The 22,337-nt window shown below is 71.8% G+C and carries 22 protein-coding genes and 1 pseudogene; 12 read left to right on the top strand and 11 right to left on the bottom strand.

What is annotated here, in order from left to right:
* The first annotated feature begins 33 nt into the window (after positions 1-33).
* From CRV15_RS35480 to CRV15_RS35460, 3 genes are all read left to right on the top strand, one after another.
* Positions 34-288, top strand: coding sequence for a type II toxin-antitoxin system RelE family toxin (locus CRV15_RS35480; RefSeq protein ID WP_003952752.1), 255 nt, complete (start codon positions 34-36; stop codon positions 286-288).
* A gap of 697 nt (positions 289-985) precedes the next feature.
* Entirely contained in the window at positions 986-1,255 is a 270-nt protein-coding gene (locus CRV15_RS35470) for a hypothetical protein (RefSeq protein WP_009999685.1), read from the top strand.
* Positions 1,256-2,210: 955 nt separating this feature from the next.
* Entirely contained in the window at positions 2,211-2,666 is a 456-nt protein-coding gene (locus CRV15_RS35460; protein ID WP_003952747.1) for a hypothetical protein, read from the top strand.
* Positions 2,667-3,438: 772 nt separating this feature from the next.
* On the opposite strand, the gene CRV15_RS35455 is transcribed toward CRV15_RS35460, so the two are convergent.
* The 3 genes from CRV15_RS35455 to CRV15_RS35445 all read right to left on the bottom strand — a co-directional run bounded on the left by CRV15_RS35455 (position 3,439) and on the right by CRV15_RS35445 (position 6,108).
* On the bottom strand, positions 3,439-4,128 hold the full coding sequence (locus CRV15_RS35455) for a CDGSH iron-sulfur domain-containing protein (protein ID WP_003952745.1): 690 nt from the start codon (positions 4,126-4,128) through the stop codon (positions 3,439-3,441).
* Positions 4,129-4,174: 46 nt separating this feature from the next.
* Complete coding sequence (locus CRV15_RS35450; RefSeq protein ID WP_003952744.1) at positions 4,175-4,609, bottom strand: hypothetical protein; 435 nt, start codon at positions 4,607-4,609, stop codon at positions 4,175-4,177.
* Between the two features lie 353 nt (positions 4,610-4,962).
* A complete protein-coding gene (locus CRV15_RS35445) occupies positions 4,963-6,108 on the bottom strand; it encodes a PP2C family protein-serine/threonine phosphatase (RefSeq protein WP_003952743.1) in 1,146 nt (381 codons plus the stop codon).
* Between the two features lie 970 nt (positions 6,109-7,078).
* On the opposite strand from CRV15_RS35445, the gene CRV15_RS35440 reads away from it, so the two are divergent.
* Both CRV15_RS35440 and CRV15_RS35435 read left to right on the top strand, forming a co-directional pair.
* Complete coding sequence (locus CRV15_RS35440; protein WP_003952741.1) at positions 7,079-7,288, top strand: hypothetical protein; 210 nt, start codon at positions 7,079-7,081, stop codon at positions 7,286-7,288.
* Positions 7,289-7,531: 243 nt separating this feature from the next.
* Positions 7,532-8,182 (top strand): NAD(P)-dependent oxidoreductase, encoded by a 651-nt coding sequence (locus tag CRV15_RS35435; protein WP_003952739.1) that lies wholly within the window; start codon positions 7,532-7,534, stop codon positions 8,180-8,182.
* A 231-nt stretch (positions 8,183-8,413) separates the two neighbouring features.
* Here CRV15_RS35435 and CRV15_RS37640 read toward each other — a convergent pair whose 3' ends face one another.
* The 3 genes from CRV15_RS37640 to CRV15_RS35425 all read right to left on the bottom strand — a co-directional run bounded on the left by CRV15_RS37640 (position 8,414) and on the right by CRV15_RS35425 (position 10,080).
* Entirely contained in the window at positions 8,414-8,545 is a 132-nt protein-coding gene (locus CRV15_RS37640; protein ID WP_003952736.1) for a hypothetical protein, read from the bottom strand.
* Between the two features lie 151 nt (positions 8,546-8,696).
* Positions 8,697-9,080, bottom strand: a complete 384-nt coding sequence (locus CRV15_RS38020) for a DUF1214 domain-containing protein (protein WP_078504733.1) — start codon at positions 9,078-9,080, stop codon at positions 8,697-8,699.
* 616 nt (positions 9,081-9,696) lie between these two features.
* Complete coding sequence (locus CRV15_RS35425; RefSeq protein WP_003952734.1) at positions 9,697-10,080, bottom strand: hypothetical protein; 384 nt, start codon at positions 10,078-10,080, stop codon at positions 9,697-9,699.
* Between the two features lie 118 nt (positions 10,081-10,198).
* Here CRV15_RS35425 and CRV15_RS35420 point away from each other — a divergent pair, with 118 nt between their 5' ends.
* Complete coding sequence (locus tag CRV15_RS35420) at positions 10,199-10,507, top strand: hypothetical protein (RefSeq protein WP_009999678.1); 309 nt, start codon at positions 10,199-10,201, stop codon at positions 10,505-10,507.
* Positions 10,508-10,820: 313 nt separating this feature from the next.
* On the opposite strand, the gene CRV15_RS35415 is transcribed toward CRV15_RS35420, so the two are convergent.
* From CRV15_RS35415 to CRV15_RS35405, 3 genes are all read right to left on the bottom strand, one after another.
* Positions 10,821-12,089 carry a glycosyltransferase gene (locus CRV15_RS35415; protein ID WP_003952733.1) on the bottom strand — a complete coding sequence of 423 codons (1,269 nt, stop codon included), beginning with the start codon at positions 12,087-12,089 and terminating at the stop codon, positions 10,821-10,823.
* A 243-nt stretch (positions 12,090-12,332) separates the two neighbouring features.
* Complete coding sequence (gntD, locus tag CRV15_RS35410) at positions 12,333-13,361, bottom strand: guanitoxin biosynthesis L-enduracididine beta-hydroxylase GntD (RefSeq protein ID WP_003952732.1); 1,029 nt, start codon at positions 13,359-13,361, stop codon at positions 12,333-12,335.
* 53 nt (positions 13,362-13,414) lie between these two features.
* The gene (locus CRV15_RS35405; RefSeq protein WP_003963739.1) at positions 13,415-15,106 is read right to left on the bottom strand and encodes a carbamoyltransferase family protein; all 1,692 of its coding nucleotides are present in this window, start codon (positions 15,104-15,106) and stop codon (positions 13,415-13,417) included.
* 1,083 nt (positions 15,107-16,189) lie between these two features.
* Here CRV15_RS35405 and CRV15_RS35400 point away from each other — a divergent pair.
* Positions 16,190-17,290 carry a WD40 repeat domain-containing protein gene (locus CRV15_RS35400; protein ID WP_003963737.1) on the top strand — a complete coding sequence of 367 codons (1,101 nt, stop codon included), beginning with the start codon at positions 16,190-16,192 and terminating at the stop codon, positions 17,288-17,290.
* Between the two features lie 37 nt (positions 17,291-17,327).
* Here the strand turns inward: CRV15_RS35400 and CRV15_RS37635 are convergent, their stop codons facing one another.
* Complete coding sequence (locus CRV15_RS37635; RefSeq protein ID WP_261785598.1) at positions 17,328-17,462, bottom strand: hypothetical protein; 135 nt, start codon at positions 17,460-17,462, stop codon at positions 17,328-17,330.
* Between the two features lie 362 nt (positions 17,463-17,824).
* On the opposite strand from CRV15_RS37635, the gene CRV15_RS35395 reads away from it, so the two are divergent.
* Positions 17,825-18,460 (top strand): transmembrane-type terpene cyclase, encoded by a 636-nt coding sequence (locus CRV15_RS35395; RefSeq protein ID WP_003952725.1) that lies wholly within the window; start codon positions 17,825-17,827, stop codon positions 18,458-18,460.
* A gap of 491 nt (positions 18,461-18,951) precedes the next feature.
* Positions 18,952-19,324 (top strand): annotated as a pseudogene (locus tag CRV15_RS35385) (zinc-binding dehydrogenase); the annotation flags it as partial.
* Positions 19,325-19,936: 612 nt separating this feature from the next.
* Here CRV15_RS35385 and CRV15_RS35380 read toward each other — a convergent pair.
* Positions 19,937-20,119 carry a hypothetical protein gene (locus CRV15_RS35380; RefSeq protein ID WP_009999677.1) on the bottom strand — a complete coding sequence of 61 codons (183 nt, stop codon included), beginning with the start codon at positions 20,117-20,119 and terminating at the stop codon, positions 19,937-19,939.
* Between the two features lie 75 nt (positions 20,120-20,194).
* On the opposite strand from CRV15_RS35380, the gene CRV15_RS35375 reads away from it, so the two are divergent.
* From CRV15_RS35375 to CRV15_RS35365, 3 genes are all read left to right on the top strand, one after another.
* Entirely contained in the window at positions 20,195-20,713 is a 519-nt protein-coding gene (locus CRV15_RS35375) for a MarR family winged helix-turn-helix transcriptional regulator (protein WP_003952718.1), read from the top strand.
* A 113-nt stretch (positions 20,714-20,826) separates the two neighbouring features.
* Positions 20,827-21,330, top strand: coding sequence for a hypothetical protein (locus tag CRV15_RS35370; protein WP_003963732.1), 504 nt, complete (start codon positions 20,827-20,829; stop codon positions 21,328-21,330).
* Complete coding sequence (locus CRV15_RS35365) at positions 21,327-22,217, top strand: NmrA family NAD(P)-binding protein (RefSeq protein ID WP_003952716.1); 891 nt, start codon at positions 21,327-21,329, stop codon at positions 22,215-22,217. Before CRV15_RS35370 ends, CRV15_RS35365 begins: the two co-directional genes overlap by 4 nt.
* Positions 22,218-22,337: the final 120 nt, after the last annotated feature.

Here is a 22,337-nt window from a genome sequence, read left to right as displayed (position 1 = left end):
CGAGGTGGAGCGGATGATCATGGGTGTGGTGTCGTGAGCCACACGGTTGTCTGGGAGCACGCCGCGGCCGAGGGCCTCAAGCGGCTGCGGGCGAGGTACGGAGACGCGGTGAAGCCGTTCGTCCGCGCGGTGAACGCTCTCGGCTCCGATCCCGAGCCGCCCGCGAGCAGCAAACTCGGCGGAACCAGCCTGCGCCGACTACGGGTCGGCGACTTCCGCGCCACCTACGAGATCGACGGCACCCGGATCGCCGTGAAAATCCTCACCGTCGGCGCCACACCCGCCTGAACCCCACCCACCCCCGGCATCGCCGAGCCGGGCCCGGAAAACCACCAGGACGCTGGAACGCGCACAGACCGCTCACTGCCGCTTCGCCCCCCTCTACACCACCAAACTCGTCGACGCGGTCGTCCCTGCCCACCCCAAGGTCGACTGGGAGCAGCCGTGCGCGCTGGGAATGGCCACGCTCCCCGCCCGCATCACTGCACGTGGCCCGGGCAACAGCCGTCTGACGCTGTCGGCGCCCGTCCGGCGCTACGACCGTGTTCCCCCGCGCGCCGTGCCCCGGCCATCCAGGAAGTCAACCAGGGTGCGGCGCTGTTCTTCCTCATGGTTGATCTGGCGGGCGAGGATGCCGCCGGTCGAGGGGGCGGTCGACCAGTACGGGATGGTCGGGCAGCGGGCCGGGGCCGTCCAGCTCCCGCTGCCGGCTCGGGCAGGCCGGCCTCTCTCGCCGTGTGCGTATAAGGATCCGTACTCAGGTACGAGCACCTTCCCACGCCGGACTGTCCCCCTCCAGGCACGGCAAACAGAAGGGGACGGAACAGGAACAGAGCGACAAAGGCGTTAACCGCGGCGGTGCTGACGGTGGTGATCGGCCTCACCGGGTCGGCGACCCTGCCCGCAGCCTCCGCCGGAGGACTCCTCCCGCATCCCGGGCCGGACGGTGTGGTGTGGGTCGAGGAGAGTAACCGGAGACGGAGGAGTGGCCTCGGGGGGAGCCTGGGAGACGCTGCCCACCGTGCTCACGGTGGCGTGCGAAGGGGGCGGCAGCGTCGTGGCCTCGATGGAGTACCAACAGGTGCAGGTCGCCCGGTTCACGGTGGACTGTCCGTCCGGTGAAGCGGGTACGGGGGCCGTGACGCTCGATCCGGGAATCGTCCGGCCGGGCGACTTCACCATAGGCATCGACGCCTCGGCGGAGCACATTCGCTGGTCCCTGGCCGTGACCCAGCCCGAGACCACCACCCCATAACCACCCGGGCCACCCGCCACCGACCGGAAGCCCGGCGCCCCATTGCCGGCACTGCGGAACCCACCTCGCCTATTCGGACTCCCCCTGACACACCCCGGCCGCTGCACGGGCCGGGGACCCCACGTGGCCTGGGTCCGGGCACCGGCCCGTCTCGGCGAGCGTCTGCGCGTGATGGGTACGAAGCACCGCGGCGAAGCGAAGGCGTGCCCGTTTGTGGCGCCCGTCGCCGGGTGGGCCTCGCAGGGTGCGACGTATATCGGTGATCCGGTGGCCGTCTGGGCGGCCGGTGCCGTTCCGGAATGCTTTGGGGCGGCCGTGGGCCAATGGTGGGGCGGCGGGGTGTGGTCCGCGCCGGACAGGTGGTGGTGTCGCCCGCGGTCACGCTGTTCACGCGGGGGCCGGGGTGTGCTGCTACACCGTGGTGGAGCAGGAAGTCGGCAGACTCGGGACCAGGACGGGCCGGCCCTCCCGGGCCAGGACGTGGAGTTCGCCGAGGGTGGCGAGAGCAGCAAGGGCACTGTATCCAGCTCCAGTTCCCCGCCGACGAGGAGACCGTAGCGTCTCCCCGCTGGTACGGGTATTCCCGCGGCGTTCCCGCGCGAGCCTCCCGGGTGCATCGTCGGGGTGGGAGAACCAGGGAACGCGGGGACCCGCCCCGGGGAAGAGAAAGCACATTCCGTGACTGTGTTCCGCAAGGCCGCCGTGATCGGCGGATCAGCTCTCGCGCTCGCCGTGAGCGGTGTGGTGACCGCGCCGACCCAGGCCGTCGCGCTGCCGCAGGCGTCCTGCGCCTGGCAGACCACCGCCTACAGTTGGCCCGGTACGTATCAGTGCACCATCCCCTCCGGTGCCCAGTCCGCCTCGCTGCTGATCATCGGGGCCGGCGGCGGGGGAGGCGGGGGGCGGTACGTCCAGCCGTATCGGCACGTCCGGTGGCGGAGGAGGCGGAGGCGATGTGGACTGCACCATCCACCTCAGGCCCGGAACCCTGCTGAGCCTCGCCGTCGGAGCCGGCGGGACCGGCGGCTCAGGCGGCCAGCTCTTCCAGGAGGGCGGGGACGGCCGCAGCGGCGGCAGCACCTCGATGAGCCACGACAGCAGGACGTTGACCGCCTGGGGGGCGGGCGGCGCCCGTGGATCGCAGGTCGGCGGGAGCGGCGGCAACGGCGGTACCGGCGGTGACGTCTCCCTCTGCACCGGCCGAAGCGGTCCCCTGGGCAACGGCAGGGGCGGCGGCGGTGGCAGTACCAGCGGCATCGAACAGGGCCTCGGTGGACCGGGCGGAACCGGTGCCAGGGCCAACCGGTCGGACGGCAGGTGCCCCAACGCCGGAAACGGCGGCCCCGCCACAGGAGCCGGGCACTCCGCCGGATCGGGCGGCAACAGCTGCGTCCTGGTAACCCTGCACTGACACCGGACCACACCGCCACGACGACAAAGGAGCGGATCTCCGCGAGGGCATCCTCCGCCCACGTCAGGGTCTTGTCGCGGGCGGTGTCCTGGCATTCCTCCGGCGCCCGGCGGGTCGCGTCATCACCGAGCGCCCACCCGGGGGTGCGCCGGCTCCGGCCGACTCCAACGGCTCAGCCGGTGAGGATACCCGCGTAACCCGGCTCCAGGCCCCGGCGACGGGACCGGCGTGCGCTGCTGAGGGAAGTACCGCTCCTACTCTGCCGAACCCGGCCCGGCAGACCCAGAGCCGGGCCCGGAACACGGCACCGATCACAGGCGCAAGCGAGCTATCAAGGCCCTCATCGCCGGGGCAGTGCGCTTGAGGGCGGGAGCGAACACGAACAGCACCGGCGGGAACGGCCGCTCCAGCACAGGAGCGGCGTATACCTCCTGCCCGGGAGGCCGCGCCGGGCGCGCGGCGTTCTGGCCAGGGATCTCAGTCCGGAGAGTGACACCGCCAGCAGGGCGTCGCGGGCGGCTTCGAGTGTGTGGACGGTGCCGTCCGGGTCCAGCGGCATGGGCGGGGGTGGCCCGGTTGACGATCCGCAGGACGCTGCACCCCGGTCGGATCTCGCAGAGCACCGCGGTGATGAACGACCAGGCGGGCAGGGTGCCGGCGCGACGGGTGGTCGCGTGGGCCGTGGAGGGGCCAAGAAAGAGAAGGCGTGTTTGATGCCGCGCGGAGGCCCTGCGTCCCGATCGCCGTCCGGTTCGGCTCTGGGGAGCACAGATCAGTCGCGGAAGCCGGTCGCGGCGTGGGAGCCGTCGCAGAAGGGTTTGTTGCGGGAGGCACCGCAGCGGCAGAGGGTGACGCGGTTGCGTGTTTCGTACGGGGTGCCGTCGGGAGCGGTGACGGGGATGTTGCCGCGGACCCAGAGGGGGCCGGCGACGTTCTGCTGAGGGTCCTCGACCACGCCGATGGACGGTGGCAGATCCGGTTCGATGGGGGTACGGCTTTCGCGGTCCCAGGCGATGAGGCGGCCGGAGGGGCAGTAGCCGGACTCCCTGATAACGGCTTCTCCCTTGCCGGGCTCGTCGATCTGGCGCCAGACGGAACCGTCGACGTCGCAGAAGCGGGCGAAGGCGCAGAGCGGCTGGGCGTCGGTGAGGATGACGTCGGGACCGTCCTCCTCACCGGCCTGCTGCAGATAGGGGACGCGCGCGAGGGGCCCTTCGGTGCCGTCGAAGCCGATGGTGGTGTGGGTGCCGTCGCAGAAGGGTTTGTTCGCCGAGCGCCCGCAGCGGCAGAGGGCGTAGTGCCCGTCCGGGGTGTCGTAGGTGCGTGTCTCCTGCCAGCCGACCGAGTTCCCTTCGGTGTCGGGAACGATTCTCTGACGGCTGAGGGGGATGTCCCCGGTGACCTCGTAGGGTCCGTTCTCGGTCACCCGGACCGACGGGGGCGGCTGCGGCTGTTCTGTCATCGTGATCGTCTCCCGTTCGCCGCCCGTGGATGCCGGGCGGGGACGTTCAGGGGGAGTTGCGGACGAGGGGCCGTCCGTGGGCGGCGGTGACGGCGATACCACCGAGGTCGGATCCGTGGTCGGTGGTGAGGTGGACGGCGTCGGCGTCCGGGCCGTCCGCGTGGATTCCGCCCGTCACGGTGAGGGTGTCCAGGCCGCCGTCGATCTCCACGGTGGTCACCCCGTCGCCCCGGGAGGCGATCCGGCCGCCGATCTCCGCGGTGCCGACGTGCCCGCCTTCCTTGACGCTGAGCGCGGTGGCGGAGAGTTGTGTCCGCACCCCGCGGACCAGGCTGGTGCCGATGCCGCCGGTGCTGGTGACGGAGTCGAACCGCGCTTGCCGCAGGCTGCCGTCGTAGAGCTCGATCGCGGGGACCTTCTTCGCCAAGGCACCCGACAGTTCGGCGGCCGTCGTCACCCTGATCCATTCCACGGTCGGCATGAGTCACTCCCGCACTCCCCGAGGTCGGTACCGTTCCCGCCTCGTCCGGTCCCGTGCAGCGGCAGCCGCGCAGAACCGGGGAAACCGGCCGGACCCGGACCTCCGGGCGGCTTCGACCCCGTCCCGTGGGCACGGCCCACTCCGCAGCGCCCCGCTCCCACCACGCTACGCCCGCCCCCGCACCCGTGCACACCGCCGACGGCGGACGACCGGCACGGCACCCTACGTACGGGTCCGGCTTCTGCGGCGGTGACGCCGCTGTGCCGACGCCCCCGGCCCCAGGTGCAGCCGGCGGACAGAGACAGCGAGGACCCGCGGCGCCGAGCCGTTCGGACGGGGCGGTGACCGGACGCTCATGGGTCCGTGTGCGGGTGGGGTGGCAGGGCGAGGGCGAGGAGGGCGAGGTCGTCGGTGACGCGCCCGCCGGTGTGGCGGCGAACGTCGGCCACAAGGTGGTCGAGGAGGGCGTCCGGGCCGGTGAAGCGGTGGTTCGCGAGACGCCGTGCGGGGTCGTAGAAGACACCGTGGGTGTCGCGGGCTTCGGTGAGGCCGTCGGTGAACAGCAGGAGCAGGCAGCCGCGGGCCTGGAGTGCGTAGGTGTCGGGGCGGGTGTCCCCGCCGCTGTCCGGGATGAGGCCGTGGGTGCCGAGTGGCAGGGCGTAGTGGGCGGGTTCGAGTGTGTGGACGGTGCCGTCCGGGTCCAGCAGCAGGGGTGGGGGGTGGCCACGGTTGACGATCCGCAGGGTGTGGCGCCCGGGTGGGATCTCGCAGAGCACCGCGGTGGTGAACGACTCGGCGGGTACGGTTCCGGCGCGGCGGGTGGTTTCGCGGGTGATGGTGCGGTCGAGGCTGTCGGCGGCGGCGAGCAGGGCGGGTTCGGTGTCGGCGATGACGCGGAAGGCCCCGATGGCGACGGCCACTTCGGCGACGGCGTCCAGTCCTTTGCCCTGGACGTCGCCGATCAGGAGGCGGATGCCGTGGGGGGTTTCCTGGACGGCGTAGAGGTCGCCGCCGATCAGGGCTTCGGTGGCGGCGGGCTCGTAGCGGGCGGCGACCTGAAGCCCTCCGACCCTGCGGGGCGGCAGCGGCAGAACGGCGCGCTGGGCGGCGGCGGCGGTCTGGCGGGCGGAGGCCAGGCGGCGGCTCGCGGTGAAGATGATGCGGTTCACCGGGACGGCGAGGCCGGTGACGAACAGGACGGTCGCGGTCTCGGTGTCCGCTCTGGGTGATCCCAGGGAGCCGGTGCTCAGGTGGAGGCCGATCTGCGCGGCGATCGCGGTCAGCCCGGCCCCCAGGGTGCCGAGCCAGCTGTAGAACGGGGCCGCCAGCAGCGGCGCGGAAGCGAGCAGTGGTGCGGCGGTGTAGCTGGGCGGGACGAAGGTGTCGTAGACGATCGCGGCGCCGATCACAAGCCAGGGCAGCAGCCACAGCACGGACGGCACACTGCTGCCGGGCGCGTGGCGGTCGACCACCGGGGTCGGCCTGCGGATACGGCGCACGCTCTCACCTGATCACAGGACGGCGGACCGTGCCACGCCGGGTACGCCAGTGGCGGAACGGTATGCGGACTGCCTGGCGTGCCGCGCTGGGGCCGGACCGGTGGCGCTGGGTTGTGAGCGGGGCCGTTCGGCGCAGGAGCACAGGCAAGACCGGCTGTGGCGTTCCCGGGTGATCCCGTGAAGCCGGAGCCGTCCGGCCCGGCGGTAGTCGTGCCTACGCTCCCGGCGGCCTGATGGGCGAGGGCGAGCCCACGGGATGGCCCACGATGTGCACCTCCCGGTACGGCGTCTCCTCCCCATCGGACTCCAGAGCCCCGACCGTCACGAACGGCGACCGTCACGAACGGCGCGGTCTTCCCGTTGTTGATGATCCCGGCCAGCGCCACGGGGTCCTGCAGCCGCCCGCGAGCGCCGCTGGGACGAGCGTCCGGGCAGCCCTGCTCTCGACACCCGCCGGTGCCCTTCCTTGGGCCCGGGCCCCGGCGGCCTGCGACGGGCCGGGGCCGGGGTACCGGTTACAGGTGCGTCGGCCAGGCGGCGGAGAGTCCCGGCGGCCTCCACCAGCAGGGCGGGACTCGCCTGGAGCAGGTCCGCCGCCAGCTCCACAGCGGCCGGTTCAGTGCGGGGCCGCCACCGCTGCGGCGTCCTGTCTCCGGCCCCGGTGTGGGGGATGTCCGGCCGGTGCCTGGACGGTGAGGCCCGGCGCCCGGCGGCGCTGCGCCGCCGTATGTGCCGGGACTGCGGCACCCTCTTCCGCGGTTCGGCCGGCCGGGGGCTCCGGCGGCGGGATGTGCCCGGCGGGCGACGAACGGATCGAACGACGAACGGATCGAACGCGGATGGCGGGCGGCACGATCGCCGGTGGAACGCTCCTGTCGGCGGTGCCCGGTGGAACTGTTCCCGCTCACCGTGTGGCCGGTGATGAGCGGGCGCGAGCGGGCGACAGCCATCCCGGCGCCGCGGATCGTGCGTGAACGAGATCGCCCATGAACAGGCGGAGGCGCGGCGGCGGGCGGACCGGGCCCGGTGGGGCGGTCTCGGACCCGCCGTCGCCCGGGCGCAGAAGATCCTCACCGATCCGGACGGGTACGCGGCCCTGGACACTGTTGTCCGGGCAGACGGCTGTCTCACCAGTGCAGATGGCCCGGAGAGCCGACCGCGGACGCACTCGATCGAGTGACCTGGATGTGTGTCCTTCCCGACTTCCCTCTGGGAGCCGTGCGGTGTCGTGAGCCGTTGACGACCATGTCACCAGCCCCAAACACGGATCACGGCGCCTTCGGAAGACGCCGTTCCTTCGGCCTCGGGGCCTCGTTGGACCGCCCGAGTGATGTAGCGAACAGGCACGGGCCTACCCGGCTCCGGGCCCCGCTCATAACGTGGCCCTCACGTACAACTCCCGCTCGCTGTAAGGAGACTACGCATGGCCAAGATCGCACTCTTCGGCGCCAACGGCACGATCGGCAGCCGCGTGCTGCGCGAAGCCCTGGACCGTGGCCATCATGTCACGGCCGCGGTCCGCAACCCCAGCAAGATCACTGAGCAGCACCCGAACCTCACGGTCACCACCGGTGACGTACTCGACCCCGCGTCGGTCACGGCTGTCGCCGAGGGACAGGACGTCGTCGTCAGCGCTGTCGGCGGCGGCGACGGCCCCGGTCACATCGCCACCATCGCACCGGCAGCCAAGTCCCTGGTGGCCGGAGTGCGCCCGCTCGGCGGGAGTGCCCCGCGGCTGATCGCCGTTGGTGGCGCCGGGTCGCTGCGCACGCCGGACGGCAAGCAGGTGTGGGACGCCGAGGGGCTGCCCGAGTTCCTGCTCCAGATCATGCACGCGCACGGCGATGCCCTGGACTTCTACCGGTCCGTCGATGACGTCCGCTGGACATGCCTCAGCCCCGCTGGACAGATCGCGCCCGGCGAGCGCACCGGCACCTACCGCACCGCTCTCGACGACCTGGTGACGGACGCCGACGGAATCAGCCGGATCTCCGCCGAGGACTACGCCGTGGCCCTCGTCGATGAGATCGAGAAAGCGAACCACATCGGCGAGCGCTTCACGGTTGGAGCGTGAGGCTCCGGAGCCGGGCCCTGCCAGCAGGTGGCTACAGAAGTGCAGGTTGGCCTCATCGATCGTGACGGCTGACTGGCTCGACGAGCATCTGCCCGGCGCGTTCTCGCCCTTGGGCGAGAACGCGCTCGGGTCGGCAACTGCCCTGCCGACGTGACCACCCGACCAACCGTCAGCCGCCCGTGCGGGTCCCGCACGGTGGCCCGGTCGGCACGGGCGGGCCACCGACAGCGGTCAGCCGTAGCGCTGCCGGTCCGGCACGGTCCATTCGACGACGCGGACGCCCCGGCGGATCTGGGCGACGGGATCGGCGGCCCGGCGGGCGGGCGCCGTGTCCTGCGTGAAGTGCGGCAGTGCGCCGTGCACCCGGTGGCGGAGCTGGGCGTCCGTGAGGTGCCCGGCTTCCTCCTGAAGCCGGTCCAGCCGCTCCCTGCCTGTCCCGCACGGCGCAGCGCGGCCTCGGCGAGCGGTCCGTGGGCGAGTGCGTCGTGGATGTACAGACCGTCTCCGATGATCTTCATGGTGGGTTGTCCTTCCCACCCGGGCCGGGCGACCTCACAGCGAGGAAGCACCGGCCGGTCCCGGGCGGGCGGGAACGTACGACATCGGTGCCGCAGTGGGTGCGGGAGAGCGGTGGCCGATGGAGTAGACGCCGGGGGGTGTTGGGGATGAGGAAGCCGTGCTCGTCGTAGGCGGTGAGGGACCAGAAGGCGTTGACGGGCTGGAGCTGGCCGGCGGGGAAGGTGAGGGTGTAGCGGTTCTGGGTGCTGGAGGTGTCGTCGCCGTCGCCGCGGGCCGCAGGCCCGCCCGCACACCGGACAGACCGGCCCCGGCGGACCGCGCCCGCCCCCTGGACAGCACCGCGGGCGCGGCGGCGTGCATGGACACACCGCTGCCCCAGACCCGGCCCGGCAGGAACGTCGAGGTAGGTGTTTCACCACCACGCGGGGAAGGAATAATGGTCGGGGGAATGCCCGGGACAGGACTCATCAGCCTCGGGACTCTTCCTTGGGTCATGTATCGCCCTTTCGGAGGTGGTGACGGCCCGTGGTGGCCCTCGGGGAGGCAACCCTCGTGGGCCGCCGCCATGGCGTCACTCCGCTACCCGCCCATTCGTGCGGGTGGCGTCACCCCAGCCTCAGAAGACGGCCTTCGCTCCGGGCTTCCTGCAACTTCCCCTCATGCAAACGTATCTTCGCAGGAGGGGGATTGAAGCGAGATCACGTACGTTTCATTTATGACCGCTTCTGACCGATTCACTGGCAATATCCTGCTGGATCACCACTCATCGTTCCGTCGATCCGCTCTCCGGAGAAGATCGAGAAATCCCGGATGCTCGTGCAGATGGGAAACAAGCAAACTGACAGAAGCAAATATTCGACCGCTGTGCGACAATCGTGCGCCATCCGGCCTCCTCCGAAAGGCATACCCCGTCCGGGCCGAGCCCCTGGCCCGGCTTCGCTCGGCAAACCCCGGAGGGAGATCCCGGAGGAAGGGCCACAGCTCATGGGAACGCGTTACATGCCCTGTGAGATGACCGCCAAATCGAGCACCTTCGCGAGGCCGCTTCCTGCCGGCCCGCAGAGCAGCGGGCCCGAGCAACCCTCCGGCTGGCCGACCTGTGCGGTGCGGCGCCGCAGCAGGGTCTCTCCCCGCCGTGCCTCACGCGGGTGCTGCTCGCGCAGGGCGCGTTGGAGGGCGCGTGCCCGGTCGGCCATGACCTGCTGAACGCGCGTACCGGCCTCGGCTCCGATGGCGGTCTCGTCGGCCGGGACACCGAGTCCTTCGACGCGCCGCTGAACGCCGTCCGCGCCGACGTACAGCGGCGGCTGACCCGCCTGGGGTGATCCGTTCCAGCGAACCGTCGACGAGTCAGGGGGTGGCTGGGACGATGTGTCCATGCATGTGGATGATGAGGTTGGCGAGGGCGTCCCCGCGGAGTTGGCGGCGTTCCTGCGCGGTGCGGGCGACGGTCGCCCGGTGCGGGTCGCTGCTTCTGTGTGCGGGTGCGGTGGCCGTGTGTTCTTCGTACTGGTCAACGCGTCCGGAGCGGAACGGGAGTGTTCGGGCTGCGGGAGCCGCGCGTTCATCGCGGACAGCGGGGAGTACTGGGACGAGGAGTCCTGGGAGGGCGACGAGCCCGGTATGGCCGGCTGCCCCTGCGGGGGTGAGGAGTTCGAGGCCGCGGTCGCGTTCTCGCTCGGAGACGACGGATCGGTCCGCTGGGTGACCGTGGGTCTGCGGTGCGCCAGGGACGGGTTCTGCGGGGTCTATGCCGACTGGAAGATCGACTACACACCGACGGACCACCTCCTGACCATGGTCTAGGCCGGCGGGGCGGTGGCTGTCCGTCCGGCTCGGACAGGTCTGCGGCGGGGCGCAGCGTCCGGGTGCCGGCAGAGCCCGGGCGGGGCGGACGAGGACGGCCTCGTCGGCGCCGACCCCGACCAGGGCGGGCGCGACGGCATGGCCCACGCGGGACCCGCACGGCATGCCGGTCTGTTCTCCGGCTGCGGCAGACCCCGGCCCGATGTGGCCCCGTGCGGCTGCGTAGTGGGGTGCACCCGATCCTGGCCGAGACGGCCGGAGCCTTCGTCGACGAGCGCTCAGGACGGCGGCTCCAGTGCATGGGGACGGGCCGTCAGAGGCGTCGGCGAAGGGGGGGTTGCTCCGCCCCTGTCGCGGCGATGTGCGGGGCCGCCACTCGACGGTAGATCGCCCGGATGTCGTCGGCCCACCGCTCGGCGCAGTAGACGCTGGTGGCGCGGTCCAGGCAGGCCTGTCGGCGCTCTGCCGTACCCGAGGTCAGCACGTCGACCAGTGCCTTCGCGAGCGCGGCCGGATTCCGCGGCGGTACCAGCGTCCCGACGCTCGGGTCGGCGACGCTCCAGCGCAGGCCGCCGACGCGGGTCGCGACCACCGGTGTGCCGCAGGCCATCGATTCCACGGCGACCAGGCCGAAGGGCTCGTAGTGCGAGGGCACGGCTGTGACGTCCGCGGCACTGTAGTAGCGGGCCGTGGCCGCGTGCGGAACCGGCCCGCGCAGGTCCACGCTCCCCCTCAGCCCGTGCCTCTCGACCAGTGCCGCCAGCGGACCGGGGTCGGCTCGCCGTTCCGGCGCCTCGCCGCCGACGACGACGAGAACCGCGCCGGGAACCGCCCGGCGTACGAGGGCGAAGGCGGAGACGAGGTCCGCCAAGCCCTTGCGCGGCTCCAGCCGCCCGACGAACAGGACCACCGGGGCGTCGCCCGGCAGGCCCAGTTCGGCGCGGGCGAGGGCGGGGTCGCGCGGGGTCAGGACCGCGGTGTCCACCCCGGGGGGCACCATGTGGAGTGTGTGCCGCGGCGTTCCCCACTGTCGCTCCAGGTCGGCGAGTTCGCCGGGGCTGCTGGCCACGACAGCGGCAGCGCGCAGGCCGATGCGGCGTTCGATCCGGTGCCTGGCCGCGAAGTGCTCCCCGGCCTCGTCTGCCGCGTCCCGCCCGATCGCCGCCCGGCGCATCGCGCCCAGGGAGTGATGGGTGTGCACCAGCGGTACCGGGTGGCGCTCGCCGAGCCGCAGGGCGGCGACGGCGGAGTACCAGTAGTGGCTGTGCACCACGTCGTATCCGCCCGTCTCCTCGTGGAGTCCGACGACGCCCTCGCAGAACTCGTCGAGGACTTCGCCGAACCGCTCGCGCGGCAGCGGCCCGACCGGTCCGGCCGGCACCCGGACGGTCCGCGCGCCGGGGGCGATCGGCTCCTGCCGGGCCAGCCGACGGTCCGCCCAGCGGGTGACGACATCGACCGTGCAGCCGGAGTCGGCGAGCCGTCTGGCCAGTTCCCTCACATAGACGTTCTGACCGCCGCAGAACTCGCCCCCCGGGGTGGCCAGCGGGTCGGCGTGGTCGGAGATGTGCAGGATACGCATAGGGCTACCTCGGCGGGACGGAGTCGGTCGGTGTCGGTTCGTCGCCCTGTCCGGCCCGGAACCGAACCGGACCGAACCGGAATCGGCCCGGAACCGGCCCGGTCCGCGGGGCCGTCTCTCGGCCGCAGATCCGATACGGGCCGGGAGGCGGATCAGGAAGAAGCCGGTGGTCCGGTCGTCGGCGGAGGGGGTCCTGCGGTCCTGGCCCACTGGTCGGCGGGTCACCCTGCGGGGCGGCCGCAGTCACCAGGACAGTCCGGTGCTGACCACGCGGGATGTGGCGGAGGTTCGGGCGGCACGGGATTTGCGCAGGTCGCGGGTGACGCTGGTCCTTTTCAGCCAGCGGTCGCGTCCGTCGTAGGAGGCGTGGAAGGGCTTGCGGCCGTGGACGGCCCGGTAGTTGTCGATGAACAGGAGTTCGCCAGGGGCGAGCGTCACGTCGCGCTGGGAGTCGTTCAGCAGGCGCAGAAGGGCGGCGAGGGCGTCCTGTGCCTGGGTGTCGTCGGGGTCGGTCCGGATGAAGAACTCGTCGACCACGAGGTACGGGGAGGCCGGGTCGCCGAACAAGAGGGCGGTCCTGGGTGGTGCCGGTGGCTGTTCGCCGCGCTCGGCAGCCCGTTTGAGGTGTTCGGAGTCGGGGAGCAGGACGAAGCGTGGCTCGGCGAGCACAGTGCGTTGCTCGGGGGTGAGGCTGAGGCCGTCGACCGGGACGTAGGAGGTCGGGACGGCGGTGTCGTTGCGCAGGCAGAGCAGGCCGAGGTAGTCGCAGCGAAGTGGTGAGAACGCGTCCTCGCTGTGCAGGTCGAGGAGGCTGGCGCTGCTGCCGGCGCTCTTCTCGTGCTCCTCGCCGGGGACGGGGAACAGGTCCTGGACCAGGTGGCCGTCCTGGACGGTGCTCCAGGCGAAGACCTCGCCGAGGACCGAGGACAGGAGGACGAGGTAGACCTCGTCGGCCAGGGCGCGGGAGCGGGTGGTGCCGGTTCGCCAGGTGTCCGGTGTCGGGCCGATCGCGTGGTCGTCGACCTGCCAGCCGCTGATGACGCAGGCACCGGCGGGTTCTTCCTGGCGGAAGTGGTGGAGGAAGGCCAGCAGCCGCTCCGGTAGCAGGCGGGTCGCCAGGGGCGCGTACCGGTAGAGGGACGGGTCCTCGCTCGATTCCACATGGCTCAGGGTCTGTGTGACGACCTCCCGGGTCCGGGCGGCCTCGGCGGCGGTCAGGTCGTAGCGCGCCGGGGCGGACCCGCTTCCGGGCCGGTGTTCAACCTTGATCATCTGATGCTGTCGTCCTTCCGGTTCGGGCCCGGCCGGGTTGGGGCGGCGTTCCGCTACCGGGACGCGATGTGGTCGCCGATCGCCACGGCGTCGATCCGGGTGGCGGCGAAGGTGGCGAGCGCGTCACGCGGCGAGCACACGATGGGCTCGCTGTCGTTGAAGGAGGTGTTGAGCACCATGGGCACCCCGGTGAGTTCCTCGAAACAGGAGATCAGGCGGTGGTAGCGCGGATTGTCCGCCGACGTCACCGTCTGGACCCGTGCGGTGCCGTCGATGTGCAGGACGGCCGGGATGTCCTCGGCGCGTCCGGGCCGGACCGGACAGGTGTAGAGCATGAACCGGTGGCTCTCGGAGTCGTGGCCGAGCTCGAACCAGTCGCGGGCGTGCTCGGCGAGCACGCTGGGGGCGAACGGCCGGAAGTCCTCACGGTGCTTGACCTTGCGGTTCAGCGTGTCGCGTATTCCTGGATCGCGCGGGTCGGCCACCAGCGAACGGTTGCCGAGCGCCCGGGGCCCCAGCTCCATGCGGCCCTGGAACCAGCCGACGACCTGCCCGGCGGCGATGCGCCGCGCCACGTCGAGCGCGATGTCCGGGGACCGCCGCGCCGTCAGTCCGGCCTCGGCGAAGGCGGCGGTGATCTCCTCGTCCGTATAACCCGGGCCCGTGCAGGCGGTGTCCAGCGCCGGGTGCGTCAGCTCGGTCACCCCGGAGTCGTAGTACGCCCACAGGGCCGCCCCGAGTGCCGTTCCGCCGTCGTGCGGTGCGCAGGGTATGTAGATCCGGGAGAACGGTCCCTCCTCCTTGAGCAGCCAGTTCGTCGCGCAGTTGAGCGCCACGCCCCCCGCGTAGCACAGCGTCGACGCCGGGTGGAGGTCGTGGGCCCGACGGGCGAGGGACAGGATCGTCCGGTCGTTCCAGCGCTGGAGCGCCGCGGCCAGGTCCGCGTGGCGCTGGGCGAGTTGTTCCCCGGGCAGGCGCCGCGGTCCGAAGCGGGATTCGAGGTTCTCGAAGCCGTCCAGGCGGAACGCGAACTGGTCGGAGCGTACCGCGAGGGTGTCGTACGGGCCGACGATCTCCGCGAGTCGGCCGGCACAGGTGTCGGCGTCGCCGTACGCGGCCAGTCCCATGACCTTGGAGGCGTCGTAGGGGGAGAAGCCGAGGAAGGCACTCAGTTTCTCCCACACGAACCCGATGGAGTTCGGGTAGTGGAGCTCGTGGAGGCGGTGGATCACCGTCCCGTCACCCCCGCCGAGGAGCGCGGTGGCGGCCTCTCCGATGCCGTCCACGACCAGCACGGCCGCCTGCTCGTCCCCGCACGGGTAGTAGGCCGAGGCGGCGTGCGCGATGTGGTGCGGGACCCAGCGGAACCGCTCGCCGGTGTCGATGCCGAACTCGGCGCGGACGGCCTCAGGGATGCGCTCGATCGAGCGCAGGAACGTCTTCTCGCCGTCGGCGCTGCCCCAGTCGCCGGGCCTGCTCAGGGGGTCGGTCTCGAAGTCCTTCCGCCGGATCTCGGGATCGAACGAGCAGGCGACCAGATCGATGTCCTCGGGAGACAGACCGGCGGCCTCCAGACAGAAGGAGATCGAGGCGGCCGGAAGCACGTCCGCCGTGCCGACCAGGGCGGGCTTGGCGTGTTTGACCCGGTTGAACCGTTCCTCCTCGACGGCTGCGACGACCCGGCCGTCGATGACGACCGCCGCGGAGGACTCGTGGAAGACACAGTTGATACCCAGGATGTTCATGGCCCTCAACTCTTCGCCGATCCGACGACACTGCCCAGGGATGTGCTTCGGTGTGCTCTGCGTTCCGTCCGGGACACCGGGGTGCTCGCGATCCGGTCCGCCGGGTGCCACGTTACTGTCGGCCAGGGGCTGTTGGGGCCGATATGGCCCACAGCCAGGAGATACGGCGGAGCGCCGGATCAGGTGTGTTGCGGCGTTGCGCGGGGCGGGCGGCGGCCGGGTCCCCGTTCGGCGAACAGGAAGCCGCTGCTGCCGTCGTCAGGGGCAGAAGAGGTCCGGGCCCGGCTGGGAGCGTCCCTTGCGGGCGTGGGGCGGAACATGGGCGCCTCCTCTCAGAACCGGCCGCCCCGGAATCCCGGGCGACGGCCTTCTCCTTCGGGATCGGGCCGGGCCCCGAAGACGAGGGGCCCGGACATGTCCGGGGAGGAGGCGCACCGCAGTGCGTACCGGCACCTTACCGGCGCCACGCCACGGTGTTGTGGCCCCTCCGTCAACCCGGCCGAAAGACGATCGCTCGGGGGCCGGGCCGGGCGGGGCGGGGCCGGCTCCAGCCGCACAACGCCCCTGATTGCCCGTTCGAGCGGCGCAAGATGCTCTCGGAGAAGGTCTGCGAGGTCGACAACCGCGGTGAGGGCAAGGCTCCGATGAGCCGTTCCTGGACACGGCGGGCGCCCCGGAGTCCGGGGTTGGGGTTCGGGAGTGGGCGACCCCCGCGCGGGCGGGGCGGATTACCGGCCACGCCCGACAGGGCGTGCGTACCGCGGGCGACCCCCGCGCGGGCGGGGTAGATACTTCGTGACCTGGGGCGTTGTCACGCGATCATGCTGTCCTCGTTCACCCGTCTCCGGAGCCCACCCGGCCGGGTGGTACGGGCGGAGCCCGGGTTCACCGACGGGAATCGCCAGGGCACGATACCAGCGGCACAGGCCCACGGCAGGTGACCGGACCGCTGTCCACGACCGAAACCGTTTCCTCCCGACAGGTCATGTGGCGTGTGGACGCATTGACCGCGCGGCGCCGTCGCGGTTGCATGCTGCTGGTCCTCCGGTGAGGTGCCGGAGGCACAAGCCGCCTGGGGGGAAAATGACAAGTATCACGAACCGGGGCACCACCAGACGCGGCCGGGCCGCCCTGAGCGCCGCCGTTGTCTGTGTGATCACAGCGGTCTTACCCGGAGCCGCCTCGGCCGAGCCCGCGGACGCGGGGGGTGTCCGCGGGACCGGAGTCGAGAGGGCCAGTGTCGCGGCCGACGGCACACAGGCCAACGACGAATCCACCGGCGCGTCGATCACGCCCGATGGCCGGCTCATCGCCTTCTCGTCGTACGCGAACAACCTCGCCCCCGGTGACACGGGAAGGACCGAGGATGTGTTCGTCCGCGAATCGGCGACGGGGCAGAACAGGCGGTTCGGCGGGGACTCGCTGGGGCCGCCGATGCTCAGCAGCGACGGCACGTACGTCGCCCGCCTGGCCTATGTGATGAACCATATGACCTTCTACCAGTACGAAGTGGATATGGGGTGGCGGATGTCCTATGGCTGCTCCCTCAACAGCTGCGAGGCTTCCGCGGGGGCGGGCCGCAACCGGGCGTACAGCGTCACTCCCCGGTACCCGCACACCAACAAGCGCATCGAGGTCCTCGACCCGGCCACCGGCGCCATGCAGACCATCGACATCGTCCACAACCTGGCACCGTCCCGGCCGTCCCTCAGCGGCAACGGCCGCTTCCTCGCCTACCAGGACGGCGGGCAGCAGGACGTCCTCCTGTGGGACCGGACCGACAACACCGTCCACGGCCCGGTCGAGGGCCCGGACAGGGCGGCCGAGCTCGTCCAGATCAGCGACGACGGCAGCAAGGTCGTCTACCTCTCCGGCCCCGACACCTACGTCCACGACACCGCCACCGGGACCGCCCACCAGGTTCCCGGAGTGAGGGCCCTGGCCATCGACCCCACCGGCCGGTACTTGCTCCACACCCCTCCTGGCACGACCGGACCGGCGCCTCTCACCCTGCGCGACCTCGCGACAGGCACCGACGAAACCGTCACCGACAAGCCCGCCACCGCCGGAGTCGAAACCGTCAGCGCCGGTGGACGCCACGTCGTCTTCCAGTCCGCCGCCGACGACATCGTCCCCGACGACACCAACGGCACAACGGACATCTTCCTCCGCACCCTCCGATAAGCGCCATCCCGGACCCCGATCCCCCAGGCGCCGGGGTTCACCCATGGCCGGTGGAACAGCTCCGTCCGTCGGCCATGGGTGTACTGCCGAGCGCCGCACTCCCCCGCCGGTCGAGGCCGGTGTCGTCGATGACGTCCAGGACGGGGAGGAGCGGGAGTGGCTCGAACCGCACGACGACCGACCCCGCCAAAGGGACGGTCCGTGAGGGCGGCAGGCGGTCCGAGAGCAGGCCCCGATGAACCGCTCCCGGATACGGCGGGCCCTCCCGAAGTCCGGAACAGAGGGCCGGGACAGAGGTCCGGGGGCGGGGAGGGTCCCCGCGCCGGCGGGACGGATGTCCGGGAGCTGAACCTGTGGACCCCGGGCGCCGTTTCCATGGGGGGCGGACCGTTGGTGGCCCCACGCGGGCGGACCGACGCCGGAGGGTGGCCGGGGTCGTGCCGCCCCGGTCCGGCGTTCGTTCGGCATGCGGCGCTCACCCGTACGGCGGGGCGGCGTTTCCTCGTATGCCCTCGGAGTATCGGAGCCTTGCCGATGTATATGATCTTTCCGCTGGGGGCGGGGATCTTCTGGACGGCCACATACGTCCTGATCATCCGTGCCGGTCTGCGCGACCGTACGTACGGCATGCCGGTCGTGGCCTTCGCGGCCAGTATCGGCTGGGAATTCACCTTCACCTTCGTCCGCCCGGTGCCGGGGGTGCGGGCGTGGATCAACCTGACCTGGTTCTGTCTCGATCTCGCGATCGGGTACACGATCGTCCGGTACGGCCGGAGGGAGTTCCCGGGCCTGCCGCCGCGGCTGCTGCTGCCGTCCTTCATCGGGGTCTGCGCGCTCGCGTACACAGCGATGGAACTGATCTCCCGGGAGCTGGACCACGGGGAGCGGCACCTCTCGGCCTTCGCCGACAATGTGCTGATATCCGCGCTCTTTCTGGCCATGCTCGCCGCCCGCGGTCCCCGGGGGCAGTCCGTCGGGATCGCAGTGACCAAGCTCCTCGGGACGGCGTGTGCGTCCCTGGCGATGCTCACCGTCCCCGAGATCGATCCGCGGTACGACAACGGGTTGATGTACTTCCTGTACTTCAGCTGCCTCGTACTGGATCTGGCCTATGTGTGGGCGATGGTCGCCGTTCGGCGGCGCACCGCTCCGGCGGAGCAGCCGGACTGAAGGCCCTGTCCGGGTGCTTCCCGCGCCCGCTGTTCACCGGGAGGCGTTGTTCCTGATGTCCGATGCGGCCGACGACCGGGCAGAGTTCCGACCCGCTCGCGCTACCGAACGCGTTCGCGCACACGGTCGGACCAACCCTGCGGGAGTTCAGCTGGGGATGCGAATACATCTCGTACTGCCGGCTGTTGGCACAGGTGGAGATGGAGCGATGGCCGACGACCTCGGAGAGAACCGCTGCGACCAGGCGCAGCGGGCTCGGTGCACAGTGAAGGCGGCCGGTCTCCCGTTCCGCAAGTGGACACGGTGAGAGCTGGTGAGCGTGAGAACATCCACCCGTGGTTCGGCCACTGCCCCGCGGCGTCGTACATCGCGCAGGAGCTATGCAGCCGACCGGGCCCGCACCAGTGACACCGAGGCCGTCGTCCGGCAGGGGCGGGTCCGCCGGGTCTGCCGCACCGGGGGTTGACCGGCATCGCGAACTCTCGCGCCCCATCGCCATTCCGCCGGACTCCTCCCCCGCTGACCGTGCGGTGATCGTGTCGGCCGGTGTCACCCCCGTCGACTGGAAGGTGCGCAGCGGAGAGGTCCGCGACGTACTCCCGGTGGACCTGCCGGCCATTCCCGGCCGTGACGGCATGGGGCGGGCTCAAGGCGCTCGGCCCGCTGGCGGGGCGTATTGTGCTGATCGAAGGCGCGGTCGGCGGCGCGGCGAACGATCCCGCGCTCCTCACCGGGGCCGCCGGATTCGGCGCGCAAGGCCGTTGCACGCCGCGCATCGAACAGACCTACCCCCTGGAAGAGATCGCACAGGCCCACGCCCACTCCGAGCCTGGACACGTTCGAGGAAAGATCGTGACCCTCATCCAGGGGCATCCCGCTGGTCGCAGGCTCTGTGCGCTGGGTGCGCCTCTCCAGCAGCAGCCATGACGGGCCCTGGAGGGGCCCGCCTTCGCCGGCGGCAACCACGCTCGTCTGAGCACCACCAGATCGTCCGGGCGGCTCCTACCGGTGGTTGTTCAATCCGGCGGCAGAGGTCAACGCCGTGTCCGGTGGTGACCGCGTCGATGAGGTCCTGGGGCTCGGTGGGCGGGCCTCTGTCCGTCCAGGCGCGGAACGAGCCGGCAGGATTGGTGACAGCGTTCTTGCCCGCGCCCGAGCAGGTGCCGGACGTCCGGGGCGTGGCCATCGACCCCACCGGCCGCTCTGCCGCACACCCTCGGCGGGGCGACCGGGCCGTCCTCGCCGGCGCTGTGCGATCCGCGGACCGGCGCCGACAGGCCCGTCTCCAGCCGGTCCGCCTCGGCGGAGATCGACGCGGTCACCCGCGGCGGGCGCGAAGTGGTCTTCCGGGCCGCCGCCGTCGACATCGTCCCCGGTGACAACACCAACGGCACATCGGACATCTTCGTCCGTGCCTTCCACCGACCGCCCCGGCTGCCGCGCCGTTCTCGGCCGCCCCGTCCTGGCCGCGCCGGGTCAGTGCGGCAGCCTGCGGGACAGTTTCACGATGGTCCGCGCGGCCGCGTAGAAGAGGACGCCCACGATCACATCGGCCGCGGCCGAGGCCCACTGGTCGGAGGGGGTGACCGCCGCGTTGAGGAGTCGCAGGGCGGCGAAGAGGAACAGCAGGCCCACCAGGATGCGCTGAGAGATCGTCATAGCGGGTCAAGGTACCGGCGGGCGATGTGTACCGGCCACTTGATCGAGAAGTGGTTAGCTGCCATATTTGTTTTTATGAGCACGGAGCAGACGGGGCCGACCGCCCCCACACTGGACCAGGCACGCCGCCAGATCGCCCGGTACGGCCTGGCCGCCGACCCCCGCGCGGTGCTGGTCGCGACCCGGCTCATGGCCGCCGGGGCGCTACTGGACCGGGCTTCCGAGGTCCACTTCGCCCGCTTCGGGCTGTCGACCGGACGGTACCGGCTGCTGGCCGACCTGGAGGACTGCGGCGGCGAGAAGTCGCCCTCCCGGCTGGCGCGCAGCCTCGGTGTCTCGCGCGCCACGGTGACCGGCCTGGTGAACGGTCTGGAACGGGAGGGGCTGGTGGCCCGCCGCGCGTCCGCCGAGGACGGGCGCGGCGCGGTCGTCGTCCTCACGGCGCGCGGCGACCGGCGGCTGCGCGATATGGCGGCGGACCACTTCGCCCGGCTCCAGGCGCTGGTCGGCGCCTTGAGCGCCGAGGAGCGCGACGTGTTCCTGGATCTGCTGGGGCGGATCACGGGCGGGGTCGGCGCACTGACGGCCGATTAGCCCTTCCGTCCCCGGGCCAGAGGGAACCGGCGGTCCGCCCCGTGCGACCGCCGCGTACTCGCGACCCAATAGTTAGCTTCCTTACTACCTTCATCGGACGATACCGGAGCAGCATGATGAGAGACCGGCCCCCGGCCACCGCACCGCCGTTCGCCCTCCGCAGGGAGGTCGCGGTCGCCTATCTCGCCCCCTCCCTCACCGCCGGTCTCGGCGGAATCCTCCGGGGCGACCCCGAACTCACTCTCGCCGCCTTCACCTCCATCGGCCTCACCTCCGCCGCGGTGGCCGCCGCCACCGGACTCTGGCTCCGGCGACGGGGTCGGCCCCGGCCCGGCGGGCCGCCCCGGTGGACGGCGACCGTGCCCCGGCCCGCCCTCGCCGCCGGGGTGGCCGCGTTCGCCGCCGTCCTCGCGGCGGCGGCTGGCTGGCTCGCCGCCGGATGGCTGCCGTCCCACACCCCCGTACCCGATCCGGCCTGGCCCGGACGGCTCCGTACGGACCTGCCGCTCTCCGCCGCCCTCGCCGCCGGAGTCCTCGCCTGGCGGTGGCGTGCCACCGTCCCGTCTCCCGTCCCCGGCCGACCGGCACCCCGAACCGTGAAAGGCATCCCGCAGTGATCACCGTCATGGGCGCGACCGGCGCCACCGGCGGAGCCCTGCTCCGCAGACTCAGCGCGCTCGGCATCCCCTGCCGGGCCGTCACCCGCACCCCCGACTCCCTGCGCGCCGCGCTCGGCCCGGCGCGGCCCCCCGTCGAGATCGCCGGGGCGGACGCCGCCGACCCCCGCTCGCTGCGCGCCGCCTTCTCCGGCACCACACAGCTCTTCCTCACCATGGCCAACGGCCCCCGTCAGACCGAGTACGAGAGCACGGTCGTGGACGCGGCGGCCGCGTCCGGTGTGCGCCATGTCGTCAAACTCTCCGCGCCCGCCGCCGAACCGGACTCGCCCGTCGCCGTCTCCCGGGGACACTGGCACATCGAGAACCGGCTGGCCGCCACCGGCATGGTGAGCACCGTGCTCCGGCCCTACGCCTTCTTCCAGAAGCTGCTGCTGAGCGCTCCGGCGATCGCCGAAGGCGTACTCATCGGCTCGCTGGGCGGGGCGCCCTGCAACTACATCGACGTCCGGGACATCGCCGACGCCGCCGCCGCGATCCTGCTGCGGCCCGCGCTCGCGGGGGGTCGCCACATCCTCACCGGTCCGCGCGCCTGGACGCAGCCGGAGCTGGCCCGGCTGCTCTCGGGGCTGACGGGGCATCCCGTCCGCGTGATCGATCTGCCGCCCGCCGCCTTCCATGAGCACCTGGTCCGGACGGTGGGCCTGCCGGGGTGGCTCGCCGGTCATGTGGTGGAGATCCAGCAGCTCGCCGCCGCCCGGCCGGAGTCCCCGAACGGCACCGTCGAAGCCCTGCTGGGGCGTCCGGCCCGCGCCCTCGACGCCTTCGTCCGGGAGAACCTGCCGAGCTTTCAATCCCGTGCACCCCTACCGCCCTTGAGTATGTGACACCTCCGTCGGGTCCGGGCTGATCCCTCATCGACGAACCGCTGCCGCCGGACAGCCCCACCTGCGAGGCCCTGCCGCTGTACCCACCTGGATGGAGTTTTCGCAGTTCAGGGGCGTCCC

This window comes from Streptomyces clavuligerus, assembly GCF_005519465.1.
Taxonomy (GTDB): Bacteria; Actinomycetota; Actinomycetes; order Streptomycetales; family Streptomycetaceae; genus Streptomyces; species Streptomyces clavuligerus.
Note: the sequence above shows the minus strand (reverse complement) of the source record. Positions and strands in the feature narration are given on the sequence as shown.

Bases quoted from the DNA above. Each gene is read 5' to 3' on its own strand.
- CRV15_RS35455 (WP_003952745.1), bottom strand. From the start codon at position 4,128: ATGACAGAACAGCCGCAGCCGCCCCCGTCGGTCCGGGTGACCGAGAAC.
- CRV15_RS35450 (WP_003952744.1), bottom strand. From the start codon at position 4,609: ATGCCGACCGTGGAATGGATCAGGGTGACGACGGCCGCCGAACTGTCG.
- CRV15_RS35435 (WP_003952739.1), top strand. From the start codon at position 7,532: ATGGCCAAGATCGCACTCTTCGGCGCCAACGGCACGATCGGCAGCCGC.
- CRV15_RS35425 (WP_003952734.1), bottom strand. From the start codon at position 10,080: ATGGACACATCGTCCCAGCCACCCCCTGACTCGTCGACGGTTCGCTGG.
- CRV15_RS35415 (WP_003952733.1), bottom strand. From the start codon at position 12,089: ATGCGTATCCTGCACATCTCCGACCACGCCGACCCGCTGGCCACCCCG.
- gntD (WP_003952732.1), bottom strand. From the start codon at position 13,361: ATGATCAAGGTTGAACACCGGCCCGGAAGCGGGTCCGCCCCGGCGCGC.
- CRV15_RS35405 (WP_003963739.1), bottom strand. From the start codon at position 15,106: ATGAACATCCTGGGTATCAACTGTGTCTTCCACGAGTCCTCCGCGGCG.
- CRV15_RS35400 (WP_003963737.1), top strand. From the start codon at position 16,190: ATGACAAGTATCACGAACCGGGGCACCACCAGACGCGGCCGGGCCGCC.
- CRV15_RS35395 (WP_003952725.1), top strand. From the start codon at position 17,825: ATGTATATGATCTTTCCGCTGGGGGCGGGGATCTTCTGGACGGCCACA.
- CRV15_RS35380 (WP_009999677.1), bottom strand. From the start codon at position 20,119: ATGACGATCTCTCAGCGCATCCTGGTGGGCCTGCTGTTCCTCTTCGCC.
- CRV15_RS35375 (WP_003952718.1), top strand. From the start codon at position 20,195: ATGAGCACGGAGCAGACGGGGCCGACCGCCCCCACACTGGACCAGGCA.
- CRV15_RS35370 (WP_003963732.1), top strand. From the start codon at position 20,827: ATGATGAGAGACCGGCCCCCGGCCACCGCACCGCCGTTCGCCCTCCGC.